Raw genomic sequence first — 24,022 nt, 5'->3', positions numbered from 1 at the left:
GATGGTGAATGTGAGCAGACAAATCATTCTTTTGCTTTTTTTGAGCATTCTTTTTTGTTTCAGTCAGCCTGCTTCAGCAGGATCTTTGACACAAACACAAGTGAACATACGAAATAAGCCCTTTTCACCTTTTATCTTTGATCAATTTCAAGTAGATGTCCGTCCGGTTCAAGGAAAAAAACGTGATCTTCAATTTAGGGCATCTATTAGTCAGTCAGAGCAAATTTTGTCTGCAAACTTGTACTATAAACAGAGTGATGAGCTAGGATATCGATTGATCCCAATGGAACGATTGCCGGGGATGAAACCAGAATTCACAGCGAAAATCCCGACAGATCAATTGTGGAATCCAACAGTTCAATACTATACAGAATTCCTGACGCAGAAGTCTGTCATCAAAACAACCGAACAAGCAGTTCACTTAAACGGATTTGAAGAGGATCTCTCACAAATTCCTGAGCTATTGATGACAGAAATCGTCGTGAATTCAAAAAACCGCAAAGGCAAGGATGCTTTTGAATTCATCGAGGTGTATAACACAACACATGCACCCATTTCACTTCGACATTACCAGCTTCGCTATCGCAATCCAGCGCAAGGCGTGGAGATGGATGATATATATTCATTCCACACAAGTCCTATCACCATTTCTCCTGGAAAACCGTACGTATTTTGGCTTAGAAAAAAAGGGCAGGAGCATTTAACGGTAGCGGACTTTAATGCGATGTACAAAAGTCATTTAAAAGAGGGCAAGCATCTATCGGTCATTGAGAGTAAAGGATTGTCCAATTCTAAATCCCGCCTTGTTTCTATCACAACAAATATAGGAGAAGAGGTATCGTCGGCATCCTATCGTTTAAAGCCTTCATTGTTTAGCGAGCACAGATCGTTACTGTTCAAGTATCCAATGGATGGTACGACACAAATGAAGCTGATCTCGAAAGTGGAGGAAGAGCCAACACCCGGAAAAGTGTTAAAAGCACAAATTCCAACTGAAAAAAAAGAAATATCACAAGATGTTCATAAACCTGTGATCGAAGATATGACAGACAATCAACCGATAAAACCAACTGAAGGCATTGAAATGAGGGCAGATGTGCAGGATGATCAGTCCGTCAAAACGGTCAAATTGCGATATCGGACCAATCGTCATGAAGATTTTAAAGAGGTGTTGCTTCAAAAGGATCATAATGATCGGCTGTTTCACTATATTATTTATTCACCTGAGCTCATTGGTAAAGATCGATTGGAATATCAGATTGAAGCGTCTGACGGCGAAAATCAAGCAATGACAATGAAAAAAACAATTGATGTGGAACAAGTAAGCAAAGCTCACGGCCTTCGATTGAATGTAGAAGAAGGAGATACGGTTTCTGGCGTATTTCACTTAAAAGCAACAGCAGATCAGAAAAAAAGCATAAAATTAATGATAGATGGAAAACCAATTCGACAAGTATTCCCTGCACTTGAAGCAGATCCATATCTTGCATTTGATGTCAAAGGGACAAATTTATATTTTAAGAATGGTGTGTCTATAGGTAAGCACTTACTTTCCATTTTTGATGATTCGACAAAAGTGTATCGCACCTATACGATACCAATACCAGAAAAACACTTAGAAAAGGCAGGTCCACAAACGATATCATTCCATGCTGGGACGAAGTCATCGCCGTTTGACCGATTTCCTGGAGAAAATCACGATGATTTTGAATTGAAAAATGTCCAGATGATTTTATCGAATGGAACTCAAATTCTGCCTCTAAATGCGAGCCAGCATGAGGAATGGAAAATGGGCGACGGTGGCAGCGCTAAGAAGGTGAGAGCATTTCAGTTTCAAATCCCGAAGCAAGCATATGCTTCAAGCTATATTCAGTGGGATACAAGAAGGCTGAAAGAAGGAGTACATGTTGTTCAGGCTAAAACCGCAGACGAATCTCAATCTGTACGTGTGAAAGTCGATAACACGGGTCCGAAAATCAAGAGTAATATACAGGCAAATGACCAATATAAAGGCGTCTTTACGTTAAAGGCAAAGGTGACGGATCGTTGGAGTGACATAGCGGAGATGAAGGCATATTTAGATGGAAAACAGATCTCTTTGCCTTATCAAACGTCCTCTAGCGAATTAGAACCTGGGGAGCACACATTGAAGATAAAAGCAAAAGATGCCGCTGGAAACAAATCAACTTTGAAAAAGGTTTTTAAGACGGTACATGAACACCCTGAAACGCCAGAGAGAGTGTCAGATAGGACAAAAAAGGAATCATCTAAGCAAACAGTGCTAACCAATGATCCTACTAATGATCAGTTAGATTACTCCTTTTACCGTGCCTATCAATATACATCGCTGCATCCGTCCATGAAGATTTTCAAATATGCAGCGGAAACGGAGCCGCCAAAACATTTAAATGAAACAGGGGAAATGATTTTTTCTGATCGAGAAAGAAATCGCATTGCATTTGCTGATGGTAAATCAGTGGAAACGAAAGATCTACAGCATTTTCCTTATCATCGCTTTCAAATCAAGGTTCATCACGATGTACGTGAAAAGGATGTTGTCGAGGCTGTATGGAAAGGAAGCTCATTATCAGGGAGAAAGGTAACGATGTACGCTTGGAATCATCAGCAAGAAAAGTGGGATAAAATCACTCATCACTTTGCCAAGGATGAAAAGGAATTTTACCTAAAAGGGCTGCTGTCAGTCAGACAGTATATGAAAAATCAAACGTTTGATTTGCTTGTACAAGATGAGATCAGTAAGACGTTAAAGCCTTATAAGATGGTGTGGATGTCTGATACTCAATATTATGCCAGAAGTTATCCTCATATCTTCAAAAAAATGGTCGAGTGGATCAGAGATCAAAGGGACCCATTAAATATTCAATATGTGTTCCATACAGGTGATATTGTGGATGATTCAAAGGATAAGCAATGGAATCGTGCCGATACATTTATGCGTGTGTTAGATCAGCATCAGATTCCTTACGGTGTATTAGCTGGTAATCATGATGTCAGACACAAAGACGGCCATTATAGGGAATATGGGAGATACTTTGGAGCGAAACGCTTTGAAGACAAGCCATATTACGGTGAATCCTATCAAAACAATCGAGGTCATTATGATCTTATCTCTGCTGGTGGCAATGATTATATGATGGTGTATATGGGCTGGGGGATCAAGCAAAATGAGATTGACTGGTTAAATCGAGTCATTTCTGAACATCCAGATCGCATTGTCATTTTAAATTTCCATGAGTATTTGTTAGTGAGCGGCAATCGAAGCCCAATTGGAGATTTGATCTTCCATCAAGTGGTAAAGCGTCACCCGAATATTGTCGCAGTATTTAGTGGCCACTACCACGGAGCCAGTCGAAAAGTAGATGAGATTGACGATGATCATGATGGAAAAGTGGACAGAAAAGTATATCAAATTCTTGCAGATTACCAGTCAGGTCCTGAAGGTGGTCAAGGTTTTATGCGGCTGATCACTGCGGATCAAGAAAAAAATAAGCTTCATTTCACCACATACTCACCCTACTTGAATCAAGAACATTTTTATGATCCAAAAACGTATGGAGATCAAGATGAATTTTCAATTGATGTCGATTTAACACCAAAAATGAAATCCGTTAAAACCAATTATTTTGAATTGAATGTCTACACAAACGTTCTTCTTGGAGAAGTCAAAGGTGTGAAAAGTGGTAAAAAAGCAACCTTTGAATGGAAAGGGTTAAAGCCAAATCAAGAATATTATTGGTACACTGTCGCAAAAGACCGTTTCGAAGGGAAAGCGATTTCGCCTATATGGAAAATTCATACAAAAAATGATGATCAATCAACATTTCTTAGGAAATAAAAAACTGTGCTTTCAGGAGCACAGTTTTATCTTTCCATTGTGTGAGTGAGCTTGTATCGATCCCCCCTATAAACGGACATGACATACTCGAATGGAAGGTCATTTTGAAAATAAGTTGTTCTTGCAATGGAGAGAACAGGGTCCCCTAATGAAATAGACAGCACGTTAGCTTCTTCCTTTGAAGCAACATTGGCTTCAAGCTCCTGCTTGGCATGGGCAATGGTTAGACCTGTGTTCGCTTCTATATATTCATATAAAGATCCAGTTAAATGGTCCTTTGTGAGCTCGCCAGCAAATTTTTCAGGAATATAACTCGTTTCAATAGCCATTGGTTCATCGTTTGCAAGGCGGATTCGTTTTAATTCATAGACATCTTCACTGTTCGACAGCTGTAATGATTGCAGCAAGTGCTCTGGGCATGCGACTTTTTTGAAATCAATCAACTGACTTGAAGCTTTGAGCCCACGTTGACGCATATCTTCTGTAAAGCTTGTTAAGCCTTGAAGCGGTTGTTCAAACTTCTTTCGGCTAACAAATGTTCCTTTTCCTTTTTGCCGGTATAAATATCCTTCGTTCACAAGGTTCGATAAGGCTTGTCTGACAGTCATTCGGCTAATACCAAAGCGTTCGGCATATTCTCTTTCAGAAGGAATGAGTGTATCAGGTGCTAACGTTCCATCCTCAATCTGCTTTTTCAAGTTCTCCATAATCTGATGGTACATGGGGATAGGTGACTGCTTATCAATAAACATGTGAAAATCCTCTCGTGTTTAGCGTAGTGAACCAGCTTCTCGATCAATAAAAATCGTCACATCTTCATGAAGTTTCAGAGCAGATGCAGGGAAGTCTGGGTGAATCTCTGTTCGTTCTAAATATTGTATCACGTCCGCTTTTGATTTTCCTGATGCGAGAAGGAGAATTTTTTTACTTGAAAGAATGCTTGCAATTCCCATTGTAATGGCATGTGTAGGTACCTCATCTATAGAAGAAAAGTACCTTGCATTGGCTTGGCGAGTGTGTTCATCTAATTGGACGACATGCGTCTTTGAGTCAAAAGGAGTACCAGGTTCATTAAACCCGATATGTCCATTTTGTCCGATACCAAGTAGCTGAAGATCAATACCCCCTAAATCTTCAATGAGCTGATCATACCTTAAGCACTCTTCTTCCAAGTGAGAAGCAGCACCATTGGGGAGGAAATATTGATCTGATGGGAGATCAATATGGTCGAATAAATGACGCTTCATGTAAGTCATATAACTATTTTCATGATTTGGATCAATTCCCACGTACTCATCCAGATTCACTGTTCTTGCTTGTTTGAAAGACAATTGTTCTGTTTCATGCAACTGAATTAACTCTTTATAAGTGTCAATTGGTGTACCGCCAGTTGCCAGACCGAGAACCGCATCTGTTTTTGATTCAATGGTACGTGCAATGAAAGCAGCTGCTGCTTTTCCTAATTGATCTTTATCTGCAAATTCGATGATGTTCATCAGTGTGTGGCCTCCTTTTTTTCATAAACGATTTGTCCATGGCAGATCGTCATCATGAGTTCGCCAGCTTCATCCCAAATGACCAAGTCTGCCAGTTTTCCAACTTCGATCGAACCGAGCTGATGATCGATCCTGAGCTGGGTGGCTGCATTTGTTGAGGTCATTTGAGCAATTTCTGTCCATCCACATTGTGTGATCTGTCTCATACGTTTGACCCCATCTTTCATTTGTAAAATTGATCCTGCAAGTGTTCCATCTGCCAGCAATGCTTTTTCACCGCTGACTGTCACAGTCTGACCGCCAAATTCGTAGGTTCCCTCTCCAAGTCCTTTTGCACGCATTGAGTCTGTAATCATGATCAAACGTTCACTTCCCTTTGCTAAATACGCAAGCTTTACGGAAAGAGGATGTGAATGAATGCCATCTGTAATCAGCTCAGTCAAAAGCTTTTCGTTTGTAAGCGCAGCCCCTGCAACATTTGGCTCACGATGCTGAAATGAACTCATCGCATTATAAAGATGCGTGACATGACGCGCGCCGTGCTTTGCTGCTAGTTCAATCATGTCATGAGGAGCATTTGTATGTCCAATAGAAGGAATGATATTTTTTTCTTTTAGCAGGGAAAGAAATGCAAAATCAGTATCTTCCTCAGGTGCAAAAGTGACAATTCGAATCAGCTGATCTGATGCACTCAGCCATTTCTCAAAAAGAGGAAGGTTAGCCTGTGTAATCCATTGAGCAGGCTGCGCTCCAGCTTTATCTTTAGAAATAAAAGGACCTTCTAGATGAATGCCTAAACATTGTGCCTGACTTCCAGCCTGCTTTTCATTATAGGGTCTCCACTGTGCGACATTTTTAAGTGCTTGCTCAATCTCTTGGTGATTTTGTGTAATGGTTGTTGCTAAAAAGCTTGTCGTTCCTTCTGCGGGTAAATGATCAGCAAGTGTATTCATGGCTTCTGGTGTCGCATCCATCATATCTGCACCATATCCCCCATGGATGTGAATATCAATCATTCCGGGGAGTAAATAAAAGTTTTCCCGGGAAATATATACTTTTTCATAATTTCCTGTCGGAGGTGATGTTGAAATATAGTCGATCTTGCCATCGCGTAAACCGACAAAACCGTTTTCAATGATTTCTGTCTTTGTCACAATATGAATATTGGAGAGCAATAAAGAACTGCTCATGATTGTGCCCCCTTATTCTCGTCGTTAGATTCAGTTTACCTTTTTTAAGTATAGTTGTCTATACCAGTAAATGTGATGAAACAGGATCAGGATAAAATACTATTTTGGGTTCATCATTGAAAGTGATAAAATAGAGCTGTATTTCTGAAACGCCTGCGATAAAAGGAGGAAGAAGCGTGCCGAAAGTTCGTACGAAGGACATAATGGAACAATTTCATCTTGAACTGGTAAGTGGGGAAGAAGGGATTAATCGTCCCATTACAATCAGTGATCTTTCCAGACCAGGTATTGAAATGGCTGGATATTTTACATATTACCCAAAAGAAAGAGTTCAACTTTTAGGGAAGACAGAGCTTTCTTTTTTTGAACAGCTCCCAGAACGCGAACGAAAGCAGAGAATGATGTCTCTTTGTACAGATATTACCCCTGCCATCATTTTGTCACGAGATCGTGAAGTGCCAAAGGAATTGATCGAAGCTTCAAACGAAAATGGAGTGCCGGTTTTACGCTCAAGCTTAAAAACGACAAGACTTTCGAGTCGATTAACGAACTTCTTAGAAAGCAAGCTTGCACCAACGACTGCGATTCATGGCGTACTCGTAGATGTATATGGTGTAGGTGTGCTGTTAATTGGAAAAAGTGGCGTAGGTAAAAGTGAAACGGCTTTAGAATTAGTGAAGAGAGGCCACAGGCTGGTTGCAGACGATTGCGTGGAAATCAGGCAAGAGGATCAGGATACGTTAGTTGGAAGCGCACCAGAGCTGATTGAGCACCTTCTAGAAATCCGTGGATTAGGCATTATTAATGTGATGACCTTATTTGGAGCGGGCGCTGTCAGAAGCTATAAGAGAATTACGATTGTTATGAACCTTGAGCTTTGGGAACAAGGCAAACAGTATGACCGTTTAGGACTTGAGGAAGAAAAAATGCGGATCATCGATACAGATGTACCAAAGCTGACCATCCCTGTACGTCCGGGACGAAATTTAGCGGTCATCATCGAGGTAGCTGCAATGAACTTCAGATTGAAACGAATGGGACATAATGCAGCGGAACAATTTACAAGTAAACTTGCCGATGTCATTGAAGACAATGGCCAGGATGAATAGGAGCTGTCTATATGAATGAGGCAATTCAACCAATTGATCCGATTGCTTTTCAGCTCGGACCTATTTCGGTTCATTGGTATGGTGTGATTATTGGGGTCGGAGCCCTGCTTGGACTCTGGCTCGCATTAAGGGAGTGTGAAAAAAGAGGCATCAATAAAGATATGTTTATTGATCTCATCTTATTTGCCATTCCTATCGCCATTATTTGTGCACGAATTTATTATGTATCCTTTGAATGGGATTATTATCAGCAGCACCCAAATGAAATCATCAAGATTTGGAATGGCGGAATTGCCATACATGGTGGACTGATAGGGGCCGTGCTGACAGCGATTGTCTTTACTAAAGTGAGAAAGGTGTCCTTTTGGAAAATCGCCGATGTCGCAGCGCCTAGTATTTTACTAGGGCAAGCCATCGGGCGCTGGGGGAACTTTATTAATCAGGAAGCGCATGGTGAGGCTGTTTCAAGAGCCTTTTTAGAAAATTTGCACCTGCCTGAGTTTATTATTAATCAGATGTACATTGACGGGACCTACTATCACCCTACGTTCTTATATGAATCATTATGGAATATCGCAGGCGTTTTGATATTAATCTTATTACGTAGAACATCATTGCGTCGAGGCGAAATGTTCTTGTCTTATTTAATCTGGTATTCAATCGGTCGTTTCTTCATTGAAGGAATGAGAACAGACAGCTTAATGCTGACTGAGCACCTTCGAATTGCACAGATGATTTCAATTGCCATATTTGCAGTGGCTGTTTTGCTGATTGTGTTTAGAAGAATCAAGGGATATGCATCTATACCGTATAAAGAGAACAACTCATCAAATTAAGAGCAAGGGGGATAAGAGATGGGGGAGACATGGAAAAACGGCTTGAAAGCAGGGTTATCGACAACTTGGACACTTGGAAAAGTCATTTTTCCGGTTACCATTCTCGTTAGTATCTTGCAGCATACACCTGTGATGGATTGGATTATACAATTCATCCGTCCATTTATGGGCCTGTTTGGTCTTTCAGGGGAAGCGGCCATTCCGCTTGTTTTAGGAAATATGCTGAACTTGTATGCGGGTATTGCAGCCATCTTGACATTAGAGCTGCCTGTGAAGGAAGTGTTCATTTTAGCGGTCATGCTCTCTTTTTGTCACAACTTGATCATCGAATCAACAGTGGCGGCGAAGGTTGGGCTGCGGGTGTCTGTCATTTTGCTAGTCAGAATCAGTCTTGCCGTCGTGTCAGCAATTGTCATTCACCTCGTTTGGCAGGGAGGCGAGGAGCCGGCGCAATATGGTTTGCTGACAGCTGCTCAGTCGGCCGATGTGCCTTCTAGCTGGCATATGATCGTACTTCTTGCTTTACAGAAAGCTGTTCTTGGTGTGCTGCAGCTGGCTTGTATTGTCATTCCTCTCATGATCATCATTCAATTCATGAGAGACTTAGGGTGGCTCCATACGCTGTCTAAGTGGCTGTCTCCTTTTACGAGAATGCTTGGAATGAAAGAAAATACGTCTATGACGATGGTGGCTGGTTTGACCATTGGTCTTGCCTACGGGGCAGGCGTCATGATGAAGGCAGTGGAAGAGGACGGTGTCAGCAAAAAGGATTTAACGCTTGCTTTCATTTTCCTTGTGGCGTGTCATGCGGTGGTCGAAGATACACTCATTTTCATTCCTTTAGGTATTCCAGTCTGGCCGCTTCTTCTTATTCGCCTTATTTCTGCTATTTTATTGACAGCTGCCATAAGCTATATTTGGCGGAGGCGGGAACATGCAGCTGTTAGAAAGGAAGCTATATGAACCAATCAACTATTAACACAGTGCTATTTGATTTAGATGGCACATTAATCAATACAAATGAATTAATTATTGCTTCATTTCAGCATACGCTTGATCATTATTACCCTGGTCAATACAGCCGTGAGGATATCCTTCATTTCATTGGTCCATCATTATTTGATACATTCTCTGCAATGGATCCGAATCTGACAGATGACATGATCCAGATGTATCGAACGTTTAATCATGAACAGCATGACCTGCTTGTGACGGAGTATGAGACGGTGTTAGATACGTTGAAAATTCTTCAGGATCAGGGATTTAAGCTCGGAATTGTGACAACAAAAATCCGTGATACTGTCTTAATGGGATTAAAGCTGACTGGATTGGAGCCATTTTTTGAGGTCATTGTCACACTTGATGATGTACAAAATGAAAAGCCGCATCCAGAACCAGTTCAACTGGCATTATCCAAGCTCGGCAGTGATCCGCATGAGGCGATCATGGTTGGTGATAATTATCACGACATTTTATCTGGTCAAGCGGCAGGGACGAAAACAGCAGGTGTTGCTTGGTCTATTAAGGGAGAAGAAGCCCTGTTAAAGCATCGCCCAGATTATATGCTGCAGAAAATGAGTGATCTCTTGGCGATTGTTGGAGCTGATTAAGTTGAGAAAAACAGATCGTTATCCTGTCAAAGGGGTCAATTCGCTTAGACAAGTCTATCGAACGGTCCCCTTTCTCAAGGTTGTGAAAAACTTTATCTTTATTCAAATGGCAAGGTATACGCCTTTTATGGGAATGAAAAATTGGATTTATCGCACCTTCCTTCGAATGAAAGTCGGGGAGGATACGGCGTTTGCTTTAATGGTGATGGTCGATCTCATGTTTCCTGAGAAAATCACTGTCGGTCGAAATAGTGTGATTGGCTATAACACGACCATTTTGTCCCATGAGTATTTGATTAAAGAGTATAGGCTTGGGGAAGTCTATATTGGTGATGAAGTGTTAATCGGAGCAAATTCAACGATTCTACCTGGAGTGACAATTGGTGATGGTGCGATTGTATCGGCGGGAACTCTTGTGAACAAAGATGTTCCGGCAGGCTCCTTTGTTGGAGGAAATCCAATGCGGATGATTTATACGAAAGAGGAAATGGAAGCACGTCAATCTTCGTCTGCTGAGTAGCTCGGCAGACTTTTTTGTTGACATTCTAACTTGGTGTAACTATAATGATTACAACAGAGGTGAGAAAACATGAAAATCAGCAGCAGATTTACTGTCGCTGTCCATATTCTGGCCTTGCTATCACTTGAAAAAGGTTCTTTACAGACATCGGAGGATATCGCAGGAAGTGTCAATACAAATCCAGTGGTGATTCGCCGTATCATGAGTAAGCTCAAAAAAGCAGGCCTAATCTCAACGAGTCTTGGCAAAGGCGGTTCTCAATTGAATCGCAGTGAAGATGACATGACACTGCTCGATGTGTATAAAGCGGTTGAAGTTGTGGATGAGGGAGAGTTGTTTCAAATTCATGAAAGCCCAAACCCTGACTGTCCGATCGGTGCAAATATTCAAGCTGTATTAGAATTAATTTTGTGCCGTGCTCAAAGTGCGATGGAGCAAGTGCTTGCTGAGATCAAATTAAGTGAACTAACGCAGGTTTTAATCAAAAAAATTGGATGATCTATTCAATTTTTTTTACCTCTGTTGTAACTATCGTGGTTACATCTTAAATGATCAAAATAACAATATATTGTAGGAGGAATTTACATGAACATTGGAATCATTGGCGCAACAGGTAAAGCAGGACAACACATTTTAAAAGAAGCTCAATCGAGAGGGCACGAAGTAACGGCCATCGTTCGAGATGCACAAAAAGTGACCAATTCATCAGCAGCTGTTTTAGAAAAGGATGTTTTTCACTTAGAGGCAGGAGACGTCAAAGGTTTTGATGTGATCGTAAACGCATTTGGTGCACCAGCAGGACAAGAGCACCTTCATGTAGAAGCAGGGAAAAAACTCATTCATCTCTTGAAAGAGACACCAGAAACGCGTTTAATCGTTGTGGGAGGTGCTGGAAGTTTATTTGTAGATGAGGCTAAAACAACTAGACTGATGGACACACCAGAGTTTCCAAAGGAATACTTTGCTACTGCTTCACACCAAGGAGAAAATTTAATAGATCTTCAAAAGACCGAAGGATTAAAATGGACATTTTTAAGTCCAGCAGCCTTCTTTAATCCAGCAGGCAAACGTACAGGTGCTTATGTGAAAGGTAAAGACCATCTTATCGTTAATTCGAAGGGTGACAGCTATGTGAGTTATGCTGACTACGCCGTTGCGCTTGTCGATGAGATAGAACAAGCTGCTCATGTTGGAGAACGTTTTACTGTGGTTTCTGAAGCAGAATAAGAAAATAAAAACCCCGCTATTTAGCGGGGTTTTATGCTTTAATGATAATCGCCTGGCTGCCCATCTGTTTCCAAGAATCCTCAAACTGTTCACGATCGACTTTTTGATTCTTCTCTCCGTAAGGGTTATTTAAGTAGACGTGATCTTTGTCGTAGCCAGTGATGACCACGCTGTGCATATTAAAGCTGATATCTATTTTCCCATTTGGTGTATTCCATGTTTCAATGTTATCTGTTTTGGCAAAGGTCGAAGTGGTAATGACCCAGACAGGATAACCTTTTTCAAGTGATTGATAGATGGCCTTTTTGACTGGCTTGCCGGTTAAGTCAACGGCTTGATTACCTACATATTTTTTCGCAAGCTGATAAATGGGTTCGTGGTACACACCAAGACCTGGCCCATTCTCCATATCGCCTACAAACCCGTCATGAGGGTCTCCTTTTAAGCCATTCTCATAATTGAGCGGGACACGCTTAATCTCGTTTGCCAATGCGTTTTTCGTTATATGCTCATAGCCGCTGTAATGAAGAAGCATGGCTAAGCTCGTGACTTCGCATCCGTTATAAAGCTTTGGTGCATCCATTTGATTAAAGAGGATGACGTCCATGGCTTTTTTATTTCCTTTTAAACTAGAATGTGTTGTTTCTGTTTTTTTCGTAGAACGTGTTTCTTCTGCTGCTAGTGCGGTATCATTTTCTTTTTCTTTGGCTTCTTGCGGTGACGTTGTTTTCTTGACTTGGTCGAATTGTGAAATGTAAATAAAGCCGAAATAAACAAGACATGCGCACAACAAAGTTAAGATTAATGTCTGGATGAATTTCACTGTAATCTCCTGTGTTATTCAATATTTTTAAGTATTATAGCATGTTCCTAAAGCAAAGAGATCAAAAAGGATTAGGTGTCATTTTAATGTAATATATGAACAAATGATTAAGGAAAAAAAGGGGAAAATAAAAATGATTGATTTAATCGCTTTATTTTGTTAGCATATTATCATATTAGCGAACTAAAGGATTCGGAATTTTTTGTTTTAATGTGTTGGAGGTGCGGAACATGTTCATGTTTGAAAAACCATATGGTATGCGAGATTCATTACCAGGATTGTATGAGACGAAGAAAAGAGTTAGGCATTCTTTAACAGAGGTCATGAATGGTTGGGGTTATCGTTTAATGGAAACGCCAACGCTTGAATTTTACGATACAGTCGGTGTTCAATCGGCGATTACAGATACGCAGCTGTTTAAGCTTCTTGATCAAAATGGTCAAACCCTTGTGCTTAGACCTGATATGACGGGACCAATTGCGAGAGTGGCGGCTTCAAAGCTTCACGAACAGGCGTATCCGCTTCGAGTCGGTTATGCAGCCAACGTGTTTCGGGCACAGGAAAGAGAAGGGGGAAGACCTTCTGAATTTGAGCAGGTCGGTATTGAATTGATCGGTGATGGTTCGATTAGTGCAGATGCTGAAGTCATAGCGCTTGTCGTGTTTGCATTAAAAAATGCTGGACTTCAATCCTTCAAAATTGCGATCGGGCATGTGGCTTTGGCTGAGACCTTGTTTTTAGATGTACTAGGAAATACAGAGCGGGCGAACGTATTGCGCCGATTTTTATATGAAAAGAATTATGTGGGATACAGGCAGCATGTCAAACAATTGCCGCTCTCATCCATCGATAAAACAAGGCTGCTCCAGCTTTTAGAGCTGCGCGGCGGTCAAGAAGTGACCCAGCAGGCTGAAGAAATTGTGGTGTCACAAGAGGGCAAAGAAGTGCTGGCGGAGTTAAAGGCGCTGTGGGAGACACTTGAAGATTACGGCTGTACAGAATATATCCGTTTGGATTTAAGCATGGTCAGTCATATGAGCTACTATACGGGGATTTTGTTTGAAGTATTTGCAGATCATGTTGGGTCTGTGATCGGAAGTGGAGGAAGGTATGATCAATTGCTTGCTCACTTTGATGCACCCGCACCCGCTACAGGCTTCGGACTTCGATTAGACCGTCTTCTTGAGGCGCTCGACGCAAAAGAAATAAATGAGCCCCAAGAGGCTGTGATTTTTAGTAAAGAACAGCGGCTTGAAGCATTTGATTTTGCAGAAAAAGAGCGGACAAAGGGCAAAAGGATTGTTCTCCAAGACTTAGCAGGTATTGAAAATATCGATGCCATGACCAAAGCATTTGAGCAAGTGACTTATTTTATCGGCGCTAGAAAGGAAGAGCAAAATGGGTAAAGTGTTGACAATGGCAATGCCAAAGGGGCGGATATTTGAAGAAGCAGCAGGGCTATTAAGACAGGCTGGATATCAGCTGCCGGAGGAATTCGAAGATTCAAGAAAATTAATCATTGATGTACCGGAAGAAAATCTCCGCTTTATTTTAGCGAAGCCAATGGATGTGACGACATATGTAGAGCACGGTGTAGCAGATGTGGGCATTGCAGGGAAAGACGTCATGCTTGAAGAAGCACGGGATGTGTACGAAGTGCTCGATTTAAACATTAGCAAATGTCATTTAGCTGTAGCGGGCTTGCCGGGAGCCAGCTGGGGCGGTGTCGCGCCGCGTGTGGCCACAAAGTACCCAAATGTCGCTTCTTCTTATTTTAGAGAACAAGGTGAGCAGGTGGAGATCATTAAGCTAAATGGTTCCATTGAATTAGCACCGCTCATCGGACTTGCCGATCGAATTGTTGACATTGTCTCCACCGGTCAAACACTTAAGGAAAATGGGCTTGTCGAAACGGAACATATTTGTGACATTACGTCACGTTTTATTGTCAATCCTGTGAGTTATCGAATGAAGGATGCGGTAATCGATGAAATGGCGCAGCGTCTGGCAAGAATCATCGAAGGAGAAGGGGAGGAAACATCATGAACATCACCTACATACAAGAAGGTGAGACAGACACTCTCTCACTCAAGCGTTCTCTAGATACAGGAACGGAAGAGCAGCGACTGGCTGTTCAGCGGATTATCGAAGAAGTGAGAAAAAATGGTGACGAAGCCGTACGGTCTTTCACGAAGCAATTTGACGGTGTCTCTATTGAACAGCCACTTGTGACGGAGGATGAAAAGACAAAAGCCTACGAACGTTTGGACCCGGAGATGATCAAAATCATCCAAACGGCGATCCGGAATATTCGAACATACCACGAGCGTCAGCTAACCTCCTCTTGGTTTTATCACCAAAAGGACGGCTCAATGCTAGGTCAGAAAGTAACACCGCTCGATGCGGTCGGTGTATATGTCCCAGGCGGAACGGCCGCCTATCCATCATCTGTTTTAATGAATGTGATCCCGGCACTTGTAGCCGGCGTTGAGCGAATTGTTCTTGTGACACCGCCAGGAAAAGACGGTCGTCTGTCTGACGCTGTACTAGTAGCAGCGAAGGAGCTGGGCATTTCAGAAATGTACAAAATGGGTGGTGCTCAGGCGATAGCTGCTCTTGCATATGGAACGGACAGTATCCATCCTGTTGATAAAATCACCGGTCCAGGAAACATTTATGTAGCACTTGCCAAACGGGAAGTATTTGGTCAAGTAGACATTGATATGATTGCGGGCCCAAGTGAAATTGCTGTTTTAGCAGATGAAACGGCAACCGCACATGAGGTGGCAGCTGATTTGCTTTCACAGGCAGAGCATGATGCATTGGCATCTAGTATTTTGGTGACACCATCTAAAGGATTGGCTGAAGCAGTGCAAGCAGAGGTGCAAGCGCAGCTGGACACTTTGCCAAGGAAATCAATCGCAGCACAATCTATTCAAGACTATGGCCATATTTACGTGACAGAATCCTTGGATCGTGCAGTTGATATCGTGAACCAGTTAGCCCCAGAGCATTTAGAAGTGCTGACGGCGTATCCAGAATCACTACTTGGTCAAATCAAGCATGCTGGAGCGATTTTCTTAGGGCGTTACAGCCCAGAGCCGGTAGGGGATTACTTCGCAGGACCGAACCATGTGCTGCCAACAAACGGGACAGCAAGATTCTCCAGTCCGCTTGGCGTCACGGATTTCCAAAAGAAAACGAGCATCATTTCATATAGCAAAGAAGCTTTTGAAACACATAGCGAAAGCATTGCGGCTTTTGCAAGATTAGAAGGGCTTGAAGCACATGCAAGATCGATTGAAGCGAGAAAGCGGGAGGAATCAGAATGAGACAGGCGGAAACAGCGAGACAGACAAATGAAACGAACATTTCGTTAGCGCTAGAGATTGATGGTGAAGGAAAAGCAGATATTCAAACAGATGTCCCTTTTATGACGCATATGCTCGACTTATTCACAAAGCATGGGCACTTTAACTTATCTGTAAATGCAAAAGGAGACACAGATGTCGATGATCACCACACAACAGAAGATATTGGCATCGTGCTTGGACAGATGTTTAAAGAAGCGCTCGGGGATAAAAAAGGAATTAAGCGCTACGGCTCTAGTTTTGTTCCAATGGATGAAACACTTGCCCAAGTCGTCGTTGATTTAAGCAATCGTCCTCATTTGGAAATGAGAGCTGATTTCCCGAGTCAGAAGGTCGGCACCTTTGATACGGAGCTGGTTCATGAGTTTCTTTGGAAATTTGCCCTTGAAGCACGAATCAATCTTCATGTGATCGTTCACTATGGAACCAATACCCACCATATGATTGAAGCCATTTTTAAAGCGATGGCACGCGCCTTAGATGAAGCAACAACCATTGATCCGCGTGTGAAAGGGATTCCGTCGACAAAGGGGATGCTCTAATGATTGGCGTCATTGACTATGGAATGGGAAATTTGTTTAGCGTATCAAAAGCACTGGAACGAGCAGGAGCGTCTTATATCGTGTCTTCTGAAGTAGAGGAGCTGAAAAAGGCAGATGCGTATATTTTGCCAGGCGTCGGTTCGTTTCGTGATGCGATGCAGCTGTTAAGAGAGACAGGACTTGAGGCGTTTATCCACCAAGTCGTGCAGGAAGGAAAGCTGTTATTTGGCATTTGCCTTGGCATGCAGTTGTTGTTTGAAGAAAGTGAAGAAGCAGGTAAAACAAAAGGGTTAGGCCTTTTAAAAGGACGTGTCGTTCTTTTGAAGGATCGTGATCAGGATAGACAAAGGCTGAAGGTGCCTCATATGGGCTGGAATGAGCTCACATTTCATCAGCCGTCACCATTATTTGACGGTGTGCCGGAAGGATTTGCATACTTTGTTCACTCTTATTATGTGAGCGGCATGAATCCAGAAGACCTATTGGCAAGTGCGCCCTATGGCGTTCAAGTACCTGCCGTTGTTGGGAAGGGGAATGTGTTTGGCACGCAGTTTCACCCTGAAAAAAGCAGTACAACAGGAATGGCACTGCTGAAACAGTTTATTCAATTAGCAAACGAACAGAGGGTGAGCAAATGAGTGAATTTACATTATATCCAGCAATTGATATGAGAAATGGCAAATGTGTACGACTTGTGCAAGGAGACTATGACCAAGAAACCATTTATGGAGATTCACCGTTAGACATGGCGAGACGGTTTGCAAATGAAGGAGCGAAATGGATACATCTTGTTGATTTAGATGGCGCAAAAGCAGGAAAACGCGTGAATCACGAGCATGTGCTGGCGATTGCTTCCTCATTAGATGTGAATGTCCAAATTGGCGGCGGCATTCGGACAGAAGAAGATGTTGCATTCTATTTAAACAATGGCGTATCGAGAGTCATTCTTGGCAGTTCAGCGGTGTCAAACCCGGTTTTTGTGAAAAAAATGTTGGCGCAATATGGAGAGAAAATCGCCATTGGCATTGATGCACGAAACGGTTTTGTATCGACTGAAGGGTGGCTTGAAACGTCAGAAGTGAAGGCGGAGGAACTCGGTAAGGAACTGGCAAAGGAAGGCGCAGAGGTCTTCATTTTCACGGATATTCAAATGGATGGCATGCTGTCTGGTCCAAATGTGGAAAGTACGGTTCGATTAGCAGAAGCAACTGGCAAACAAGTCATTGCCTCAGGTGGTGTCAGTGCAGTAGGTGATCTGCAAAAGCTATCAGCACAAAAGCAGACAGGTGTGTCTGGTGCAATCATTGGCAAGGCGCTGTACACAAAGCAATTTACTTTAGCAGAAGCGTTTGAAGGGCTTGACAGCATATGATGACAAAACGAATCATTCCATGTCTTGATGTAAAGGAAGGGCGTGTGGTCAAAGGGATCCAATTTCTAGGGTTGAAGGATGCTGGTGATCCGGTCGAATTAGCGCAGATCTATGACGAGGAAGGTGCGGATGAACTCGTCTTTCTTGATATATCTGCCTCTCATGAAGGCCGTAAAACAATGGTGGATGTGGTGAAACAAGTTGCATCCACTCTCGCTATCCCATTCACGGTGGGCGGCGGGATTAACCACCTTGATGATATGAAGCGTATATTAAGAGCGGGGGCAGACAAGGTGTCTGTGAACACAGCGGCTGTTTTAAGACCGGAGCTAATAACAGAAGGAGCCGACTTTTTTGGTTCACAGTGCATAGTTGTTGCGATTGACGCGAAATACGATGAAGAGAAACAAGCATACATGGTCTATACGCACGGAGGACGCCGTCAAACGGATTTAGAAGTGAGTGACTGGGCGAAAGAAGTCGTGCGAAGAGGAGCAGGCGAGATCTTGCTGACTAGCATGGATGCCGATGGAGAGAAAACGGGCTTTGAGCATCGTTTGACGAGGCTTGTATCAGAAGCAGTCACAGTGCCAGTTATTGCTTCAGGAGGTGCTGGCAATGCGCAGCATATGCTGGAGGCTTTTACAAAAGGTGAAGCTGATGCCGCACTCGCAGCCTCTATTTTCCATTATAAAGAAACCTCCATTCAAGAAGTGAAGACATATTTGAAAGAACACGGGGTGAAGGTACGATGAAACAGGCAAACGAATTAACCTTTAATGATGCAGGTCTCATTCCTGCCATTGTACAGGATGCTCAAAGCAAGGAAGTTCTTACTTTGGCGTATATGAATCAAGAATCCTATGAAAAAACATTAGAGACAGGGGAAACATGGTTTTTTAGCAGATCAAGAAATGAGCTTTGGCACAAAGGAGCTACATCTGGACACACCCAGCGTGTTACATCTATTCGCTATGACTGTGATCAAGATGCCCTGCTTGTTCTAGTGACACCAAGCGGCCCAGCCTGCCATACAGGCAGCTATAGCTGTTTTTCAGAAGATGGCGTGAAACAGCAAAGGGGAGAACAAGACCGCTTTGCCATTTTAAATGAACTGGAACAGGTCATTGCGAAACGGCAGTTGGAAATGCCAGAAGGAGCTTATACGACCTATCTTTTTGAAAAAGGAGTCGACAAAATCCTGAAAAAGGTAGGGGAAGAAGCTTCTGAAGTGATCATCGCAGCGAAGAACCGTGATCAAGAAGAATTGAAATGGGAAACAGCAGATCTCCTGTATCACCTTCTTGTGTTATTACGTGAACAGCAGCTGCCTCTTGATGATGTATTAAAGGTATTGAAAAAGCGCCATCAAGGGGAATGAAAAGCTGGGGGTACCCCCGGCTTTTTGCTTTTAAATGAAAAACAAATCCTTCCTTTCCTTTTGTTCTATGTGACGACTCATGAAGTATGTTATACTACACACGGTACACTGTTCGAAATGGAGGGTATCGGTGAGTAAATACACTTCTCAAAATAATCACACACAAGTCGTCCAGCTATTCCAAGATGGGCATTACTTTTTTCATAAAGGTCTAAAAGCATATAGAGAAAGAAATCTGTCTAGGGCAAGTAAGCTGATACAGCGGGCCATCGTACTTGAGCCTGAAAATGTAGAAATGCTGTCGCAGCTTGCCATTATTTATACTGAAATGGGTCATTACCAACAATCAAATGAACTGCTTGATTTTATCCTTGAACACTTGGATGAGAATATGTCAGAGTGTCACTACTTTAAAGCCAATAATTATGCGAATCTCGGTTTATTTCAAGAGGCATATAGATGCGCCACTGCTTATGCTGCGCTGGAAGAAGACGGGGAATTTGCAGATGAAAATGACGATCTCCTCGATCTGCTTGATATGAGTGACGATGTTGATGAAGATTTCCCTTATGATCAGGATGATCTGATTGTAAAGCAGGATCAAGCCAACCATTTGCTAGAAAGCGGCAGGCTGGATGAAGCAATCGAGATGCTGGAACAGATGATTGTTGAGTATCCAGAGTTTTGGTCAGCGTATAATAATCTCGCTTTGGCCTATTTTTATTCTGGCCAAATCGATCAGGCAAAAGAAATGTTGAACCGGGTCCTTCATGAAAATCCCGGTAATCTGCATGCCCTTTGTAATCAGCTTGTTTTCTATCATTATGAAAAAGAAGAAGAAAAGGTCAATCTGTTAGCGAAGCAATTAACGCACGTGTATCCAATATTAAGTGAACAGCGTTATAAGCTTGGCGCAACATTTGCCCTTGTTGGAGAATTTGAATGGGCATTTAAATGGCTTTATTCTTTGTATAAAACTGGTTTCCAAGGTGATAGTACGTTTTTATACTGGCTGGCAAGTGCAGCCTATTATACGGGCCACAAAACGCTGGCGCAAACCGTCTGGGATAAGATGGTGGAAGAAGATATTGATGCAGATGAAATCAAGCCGTGGCAAGATAAACCAGAGGAGTCTGAGCCAATGGTTTCAATTGAGGAACGACTCACTGCCTACTATGTCAGCAAACAAAAAGGTGAACGTGACGTCTTGCAATCTGTTCTTGATTCCCGCGCTGCGAAAACGGCCTTTGAACAGCAGTTTATTGAGTTACTTTTATTTGAAGATCAAATGGAAGAACGATCGTTTTCAGAAGATGCGGTCTTCGCAAAACAGGCGGCATCTGCTTTGGAAGAAGCGGTGCAGCCTGATAGCCACATGCCATATTTTTGGTTATTCCATATTATTCAGCAAGCACGCGCTTCAGGCGTGGAGAAGAAAAATGCCATTGCATGGGCAGCAGCTTCTTATTATCTATGGATGAATGAACAAGAAGAATCAGCTGTCAGCAAAAAAGAGATCGCAGCTTCTTTTCAGATCAGCGTTCAAACGCTGTCAAAATATGAGAATATTATTTGTGCGTTCATGGTTTGAATAGGTAAATAGATTCAGATAACAACAGCATGGCCGAAAAGGTCATGCTTTTTTCTTGGATAAAGAGGTGGGATTTGCTAGGATTTGGCGAAGTATGACAATCTCGACATCTATTTGAAACATAAATGTAATAAAAATATTAGCTCATTTTGTCGATGTGTCATGTATAATGAAAATCGTGGATTAAAACAAAGACATATATTTAAATATTTTACTATACATAATGCAACACCTAGTGATAGAAACAATCTGGTCAACATCTGACTGAATCATCAGGAAGAAAGACACAGGAAGCACAGATTGGTCGCAGAGAATTTGCTGCTTTCTCATGTCGCTTGGGAAATTGTCAAAGGAGGAACTATACGTGAAAAAGTTTATTACTTTCGGTTTAGCTTCGGTGATTGGAGCGAGCGGTTTATTTATTCCATTTACTCATGAAGCAAATGCACAGAACTTTGAACAAAAGAAACAAGAACTAGACAGCAAGCAGTCAGAGGTAAACAAGAATCTTCAAAAGAAAAAAGAAGAGCTTTCAAAGCTTGAGGCAAAACAAGAGGCACTTGCGCTAAAGCTAAAAGAAATTGACGAAAAAGCTTTAAAAACAAGTGATCAAATCGAAGAAAAACAAAAAGAAAACGAAAAAACAAAAAAAGAAATCAAAGCACTGAAAAAAGAAATTGCTGATACAGAAAAACGTATCGAAGAAAGAAACGAATTCTTGAAAAAGCGTGTACGTGCGCTTCAAGAAAGCGGTGGTTCTACGAAATACATAGATGTATTACTAGGAGCAAAAAGCTTTAGCGATTTCATCAGCCGTGCAGGTGCTGTATCTACATTAATCAACGCAGACAGCGAAATCATTAAAGAACAAGAAAGAGACAAAGCGGAATTACAAAAGTCTGAAAACGAATTAAATACAAAGCTTGAAGATGTTCAAAAGACGCTTGCAAAGCTTGAAACACTTCAAACAGACTTAAATAAACAGCTTGATGAGAAAGACAAGCTATTCAAGCAAGTGAAAAAGCAAAAAGGAAGTGCTTCTTCTCAAATCAGCGAGTTAAACACTGAGGCAAACAGCATTGCATCTGAAAAAGACGCAACAATCGCTGCTCAAAAACAAGCTGAAAAAGAAGCAAGAGAAGCTGCTCAAAAAGCAAAAGAAGAAAAAGCACAAAGACAACAGCAGCGTCAAGCTAGTGTTCAAGCTGAAGACAACAGCTCTAATAACGACAGCGGTTCTTCTTCAAATAACAGTGGATCTTCAAATAACAATAGCAGCAGTTCACCAAGCAAAAAGCCATCTTCTGGCGGTGGATCACCTGTCAGCAATAACGTAGGCGGAATCGAAGGTGCGATCAGCACAGGTTCTACCATTGTAGGACAATCTCCATATAAATGGGGCGGCGGCAGATCACAAGCCGATATTGACGCACGTCGTTTTGACTGTTCTTCATTCGTTCGCTGGGCATTTGCATCAGCAGGCATCAACCTTGGACCAGTTGGCGGTACAACAACAGATACGCTTGTAGGTAAAGGAAGAGCTGTAAGTGCATCTGACATGAAACGTGGAGACCTTGTGTTCTTTGATACGTATAAAGTAAATGGACACGTTGGTATTTACTTAGGAAACGGTACATTCTTGAACGATAACAGCTCTCGCGGTGTTTCAGTTGACTCTATGAGCAACGTTTACTGGAAAAAAGCATTCAAAGGCGTTGTAAGAAGAGTCGTTGAATAAATCATTACTCACTATATAACCGTAAACAGGCTTCCTTAAACAGCAGTTTAAGGAAGCTTTTTCTTTTTTTGAAGATATGAGCAAATGATTCGCTTATTATCCGCAGATTTAATAGGATATGGGTAAGGAATAAAAGCTAAGAGTGGAAATGATGCTCTCTGTCATGAATGGAAGCATCACCCAAGGGCATTCTAATAAGAAATGCTAGCAGCAATTGAAGAGGGAGTGACAGTTGTGTCAGAAGAAAAAATCTACGATACGATCATCATTGGAGCGGGTCCTGCCGGAATGACAGCCGCTGTTTATACATCACGGGGAAATCTTTCAACACTGATGATTGAAAGAGGAATTCCAGGCGGCCAAATGGCGAATACGGAAGATGTCGAGAACTATCCGGGCTTTGAAAGCATCTTAGGGCCGGAACTTTCAAATAAAATGTTTGAGCATGCAAAGAAATTCGGTGCCGAGTATGCGTATGGCGATATTAAAGAAATTGTAGATGGTGAAGAGTACAAAATCGTCAAAGCTGGTTCCAAAGAATACAAAGGACGCTCTGTCATTATTGCGGCAGGTGCTGAATACAAAAAAATCGGTGCACCAGGCGAAAAAGAACTTGGCGGCCGCGGCGTATCATACTGCGCGGTATGTGATGGAGCCTTCTTTAAAAACAAAGAGCTTGTCGTGATTGGCGGAGGAGATTCAGCAGTAGAAGAGGGTGTTTACCTCACTCGCTTTGCGTCTAAAGTCACTATTGTCCATAGACGCGACAAACTGCGTGCCCAAAGCATCTTACAAGCACGTGCATTTGATAATGAAAAAATCGACTTTATGTGGAACAAAACCGTCAAAGAAATCAATGAAGAGAACGGGAAAGTCGGCAGTGTGACATTAATTGATACCGTGACAGGTGAGGAAGAAGACTTCAAAACAGATGGCGTCTTTATCTACATCGGTATGCTGCCGCTGTCTAAACCATTTGAAAATCTTGGAATTACAAATGCAGAGGGCTACATTGAGACGAACGAAAGAATGGAAACAAAAGTTGAAGGAATCTTCGCAGCTGGTGACATTCGTGAGAAAACCCTTCGTCAAATCGTCACAGCAACAGGTGATGGAAGTATTGCAGCACAGAGTGCACAGCATTATGTAGAAGAGCTTGCTGAAAAGCTAAAAGCAATGAAATAAACAGCTGTCGTAAATCCTTAATATTGCGTCACGGGCTTTTAACTGGAATGTAACACGGGTGAAACAATTATCCGTTATGATGAAACTAGTAATTGACCCCCTTTTATAAGGAATACATGTTTGGCACGGATGTGAATCCGTGTCCTTTTTTTTGCTTAAAATCAGAAATTCACGA

General features: G+C 42.1%; 23 protein-coding genes. 19 read left to right on the top strand and 4 right to left on the bottom strand.

What is annotated here, in order from left to right; translation table 11 throughout:
* The first annotated feature begins 1 nt into the window (after position 1).
* Positions 2-3,856 (top strand): metallophosphoesterase, encoded by a 3,855-nt coding sequence (locus MHI58_RS16815; protein ID WP_045033994.1) that lies wholly within the window; start codon positions 2-4, stop codon positions 3,854-3,856.
* 26 nt (positions 3,857-3,882) lie between these two features.
* Here the strand turns inward: MHI58_RS16815 and MHI58_RS16810 are convergent, their stop codons facing one another.
* Genes MHI58_RS16810 through nagA form a run of 3 tightly spaced genes read right to left on the bottom strand, consistent with a single transcriptional unit; the run spans position 3,883 to position 6,542 of the window.
* Positions 3,883-4,608 (bottom strand): GntR family transcriptional regulator, encoded by a 726-nt coding sequence (locus MHI58_RS16810; protein ID WP_041507821.1) that lies wholly within the window; start codon positions 4,606-4,608, stop codon positions 3,883-3,885.
* Between the two features lie 18 nt (positions 4,609-4,626).
* Positions 4,627-5,352: a glucosamine-6-phosphate deaminase gene (gene nagB / locus MHI58_RS16805; RefSeq protein WP_041507820.1), complete on the bottom strand. Its 726-nt coding sequence runs from the start codon at positions 5,350-5,352 to the stop codon at positions 4,627-4,629.
* The gene (gene nagA, locus MHI58_RS16800; RefSeq protein WP_041507819.1) at positions 5,352-6,542 is read right to left on the bottom strand and encodes an N-acetylglucosamine-6-phosphate deacetylase; all 1,191 of its coding nucleotides are present in this window, start codon (positions 6,540-6,542) and stop codon (positions 5,352-5,354) included. Before nagA ends, nagB begins: the two co-directional genes overlap by 1 nt.
* 176 nt (positions 6,543-6,718) lie before the next feature.
* Here nagA and hprK point away from each other — a divergent pair, with 176 nt between their 5' ends.
* From hprK to MHI58_RS16765, 7 genes are all read left to right on the top strand, one after another.
* Positions 6,719-7,651 carry an HPr(Ser) kinase/phosphatase gene (gene hprK, locus MHI58_RS16795; RefSeq protein ID WP_003212943.1) on the top strand — a complete coding sequence of 311 codons (933 nt, stop codon included), beginning with the start codon at positions 6,719-6,721 and terminating at the stop codon, positions 7,649-7,651.
* Positions 7,652-7,662: 11 nt separating this feature from the next.
* Positions 7,663-8,487 (top strand): prolipoprotein diacylglyceryl transferase, encoded by an 825-nt coding sequence (lgt, locus tag MHI58_RS16790; RefSeq protein ID WP_035701537.1) that lies wholly within the window; start codon positions 7,663-7,665, stop codon positions 8,485-8,487.
* A gap of 18 nt (positions 8,488-8,505) precedes the next feature.
* Positions 8,506-9,450 carry a nucleoside recognition domain-containing protein gene (locus MHI58_RS16785; protein ID WP_045033995.1) on the top strand — a complete coding sequence of 315 codons (945 nt, stop codon included), beginning with the start codon at positions 8,506-8,508 and terminating at the stop codon, positions 9,448-9,450.
* Complete coding sequence (ppaX, locus tag MHI58_RS16780; protein ID WP_007500058.1) at positions 9,447-10,097, top strand: pyrophosphatase PpaX; 651 nt, start codon at positions 9,447-9,449, stop codon at positions 10,095-10,097. Before MHI58_RS16785 ends, ppaX begins: the two co-directional genes overlap by 4 nt.
* A gap of 1 nt (position 10,098) precedes the next feature.
* Complete coding sequence (locus MHI58_RS16775; protein WP_024719892.1) at positions 10,099-10,617, top strand: DapH/DapD/GlmU-related protein; 519 nt, start codon at positions 10,099-10,101, stop codon at positions 10,615-10,617.
* A gap of 69 nt (positions 10,618-10,686) precedes the next feature.
* Entirely contained in the window at positions 10,687-11,115 is a 429-nt protein-coding gene (locus tag MHI58_RS16770; RefSeq protein WP_024719891.1) for an Rrf2 family transcriptional regulator, read from the top strand.
* Positions 11,116-11,202: 87 nt separating this feature from the next.
* Positions 11,203-11,844 carry an NAD(P)-dependent oxidoreductase gene (locus tag MHI58_RS16765; protein ID WP_045033996.1) on the top strand — a complete coding sequence of 214 codons (642 nt, stop codon included), beginning with the start codon at positions 11,203-11,205 and terminating at the stop codon, positions 11,842-11,844.
* A 31-nt stretch (positions 11,845-11,875) separates the two neighbouring features.
* Here MHI58_RS16765 and MHI58_RS16760 read toward each other — a convergent pair whose 3' ends face one another.
* Positions 11,876-12,667 (bottom strand): C39 family peptidase, encoded by a 792-nt coding sequence (locus MHI58_RS16760; RefSeq protein WP_024719888.1) that lies wholly within the window; start codon positions 12,665-12,667, stop codon positions 11,876-11,878.
* 230 nt (positions 12,668-12,897) lie between these two features.
* Between MHI58_RS16760 and MHI58_RS16755 the strand changes: the two genes are divergently transcribed.
* From MHI58_RS16755 to trxB, 11 genes are all read left to right on the top strand, one after another.
* Positions 12,898-14,073, top strand: a complete 1,176-nt coding sequence (locus MHI58_RS16755; protein WP_017368113.1) for an ATP phosphoribosyltransferase regulatory subunit — start codon at positions 12,898-12,900, stop codon at positions 14,071-14,073.
* Positions 14,066-14,713, top strand: a complete 648-nt coding sequence (hisG, locus tag MHI58_RS16750) for an ATP phosphoribosyltransferase (protein WP_007500071.1) — start codon at positions 14,066-14,068, stop codon at positions 14,711-14,713. Before MHI58_RS16755 ends, hisG begins: the two co-directional genes overlap by 8 nt.
* Positions 14,710-15,999, top strand: a complete 1,290-nt coding sequence (gene hisD, locus MHI58_RS16745; protein ID WP_368004346.1) for a histidinol dehydrogenase — start codon at positions 14,710-14,712, stop codon at positions 15,997-15,999. Before hisG ends, hisD begins: the two co-directional genes overlap by 4 nt.
* A complete protein-coding gene (gene hisB / locus MHI58_RS16740; protein WP_045033998.1) occupies positions 15,996-16,580 on the top strand; it encodes an imidazoleglycerol-phosphate dehydratase HisB in 585 nt (194 codons plus the stop codon). The genes hisD and hisB overlap by 4 nt, the downstream gene beginning before the upstream one ends.
* A complete protein-coding gene (gene hisH / locus MHI58_RS16735) occupies positions 16,580-17,218 on the top strand; it encodes an imidazole glycerol phosphate synthase subunit HisH (protein WP_045033999.1) in 639 nt (212 codons plus the stop codon). The genes hisB and hisH overlap by 1 nt, the downstream gene beginning before the upstream one ends.
* Positions 17,215-17,952 (top strand): 1-(5-phosphoribosyl)-5-[(5-phosphoribosylamino)methylideneamino]imidazole-4-carboxamide isomerase, encoded by a 738-nt coding sequence (gene hisA / locus MHI58_RS16730; RefSeq protein ID WP_045034000.1) that lies wholly within the window; start codon positions 17,215-17,217, stop codon positions 17,950-17,952. The genes hisH and hisA overlap by 4 nt, the downstream gene beginning before the upstream one ends.
* The gene (hisF, locus tag MHI58_RS16725) at positions 17,949-18,707 is read left to right on the top strand and encodes an imidazole glycerol phosphate synthase subunit HisF (protein ID WP_045034001.1); all 759 of its coding nucleotides are present in this window, start codon (positions 17,949-17,951) and stop codon (positions 18,705-18,707) included. Before hisA ends, hisF begins: the two co-directional genes overlap by 4 nt.
* The gene (gene hisIE / locus MHI58_RS16720; RefSeq protein WP_045034002.1) at positions 18,704-19,333 is read left to right on the top strand and encodes a bifunctional phosphoribosyl-AMP cyclohydrolase/phosphoribosyl-ATP diphosphatase HisIE; all 630 of its coding nucleotides are present in this window, start codon (positions 18,704-18,706) and stop codon (positions 19,331-19,333) included. The genes hisF and hisIE overlap by 4 nt, the downstream gene beginning before the upstream one ends.
* A 130-nt stretch (positions 19,334-19,463) precedes the next feature.
* On the top strand, positions 19,464-20,924 hold the full coding sequence (locus tag MHI58_RS16715; RefSeq protein WP_024719882.1) for a lipopolysaccharide assembly protein LapB: 1,461 nt from the start codon (positions 19,464-19,466) through the stop codon (positions 20,922-20,924).
* Between the two features lie 364 nt (positions 20,925-21,288).
* Entirely contained in the window at positions 21,289-22,662 is a 1,374-nt protein-coding gene (locus MHI58_RS16710) for an NlpC/P60 family protein (protein WP_056408336.1), read from the top strand.
* A 234-nt stretch (positions 22,663-22,896) separates the two neighbouring features.
* Entirely contained in the window at positions 22,897-23,847 is a 951-nt protein-coding gene (gene trxB / locus MHI58_RS16705) for a thioredoxin-disulfide reductase (protein ID WP_024719880.1), read from the top strand.
* The last annotated feature ends 175 nt before the right edge of the window (positions 23,848-24,022 follow it).

Source organism: Bacillus sp. FSL K6-2869, assembly GCF_040869405.1.
Classification (GTDB): Bacteria; Bacillota; Bacilli; order Bacillales; family Bacillaceae; genus Bacillus; species Bacillus altitudinis.
The sequence above is the reverse complement of the archived record's forward strand: the minus strand, read 5'-3'. Positions and strand labels throughout refer to the sequence as shown.

Bases quoted from the DNA above. Each gene is read 5' to 3' on its own strand.
- hisB (WP_045033998.1), top strand. From the start codon at position 15,996: ATGAGACAGGCGGAAACAGCGAGACAGACAAATGAAACGAACATTTCG.
- MHI58_RS16770 (WP_024719891.1), top strand. From the start codon at position 10,687: ATGAAAATCAGCAGCAGATTTACTGTCGCTGTCCATATTCTGGCCTTG.
- MHI58_RS16755 (WP_017368113.1), top strand. From the start codon at position 12,898: ATGTTCATGTTTGAAAAACCATATGGTATGCGAGATTCATTACCAGGA.
- MHI58_RS16785 (WP_045033995.1), top strand. From the start codon at position 8,506: ATGGGGGAGACATGGAAAAACGGCTTGAAAGCAGGGTTATCGACAACT.
- ppaX (WP_007500058.1), top strand. From the start codon at position 9,447: ATGAACCAATCAACTATTAACACAGTGCTATTTGATTTAGATGGCACA.
- hisH (WP_045033999.1), top strand. From the start codon at position 16,580: ATGATTGGCGTCATTGACTATGGAATGGGAAATTTGTTTAGCGTATCA.
- MHI58_RS16810 (WP_041507821.1), bottom strand. From the start codon at position 4,608: ATGTTTATTGATAAGCAGTCACCTATCCCCATGTACCATCAGATTATG.
- MHI58_RS16765 (WP_045033996.1), top strand. From the start codon at position 11,203: ATGAACATTGGAATCATTGGCGCAACAGGTAAAGCAGGACAACACATT.
- hisD (WP_368004346.1), top strand. From the start codon at position 14,710: ATGAACATCACCTACATACAAGAAGGTGAGACAGACACTCTCTCACTC.
- hisG (WP_007500071.1), top strand. From the start codon at position 14,066: ATGGGTAAAGTGTTGACAATGGCAATGCCAAAGGGGCGGATATTTGAA.
- nagA (WP_041507819.1), bottom strand. From the start codon at position 6,542: ATGAGCAGTTCTTTATTGCTCTCCAATATTCATATTGTGACAAAGACA.
- hisIE (WP_045034002.1), top strand. From the start codon at position 18,704: ATGAAACAGGCAAACGAATTAACCTTTAATGATGCAGGTCTCATTCCT.
- nagB (WP_041507820.1), bottom strand. From the start codon at position 5,352: ATGAACATCATCGAATTTGCAGATAAAGATCAATTAGGAAAAGCAGCA.
- MHI58_RS16815 (WP_045033994.1), top strand. From the start codon at position 2: ATGGTGAATGTGAGCAGACAAATCATTCTTTTGCTTTTTTTGAGCATT.
- hisF (WP_045034001.1), top strand. From the start codon at position 17,949: ATGATGACAAAACGAATCATTCCATGTCTTGATGTAAAGGAAGGGCGT.
- lgt (WP_035701537.1), top strand. From the start codon at position 7,663: ATGAATGAGGCAATTCAACCAATTGATCCGATTGCTTTTCAGCTCGGA.
- hisA (WP_045034000.1), top strand. From the start codon at position 17,215: ATGAGTGAATTTACATTATATCCAGCAATTGATATGAGAAATGGCAAA.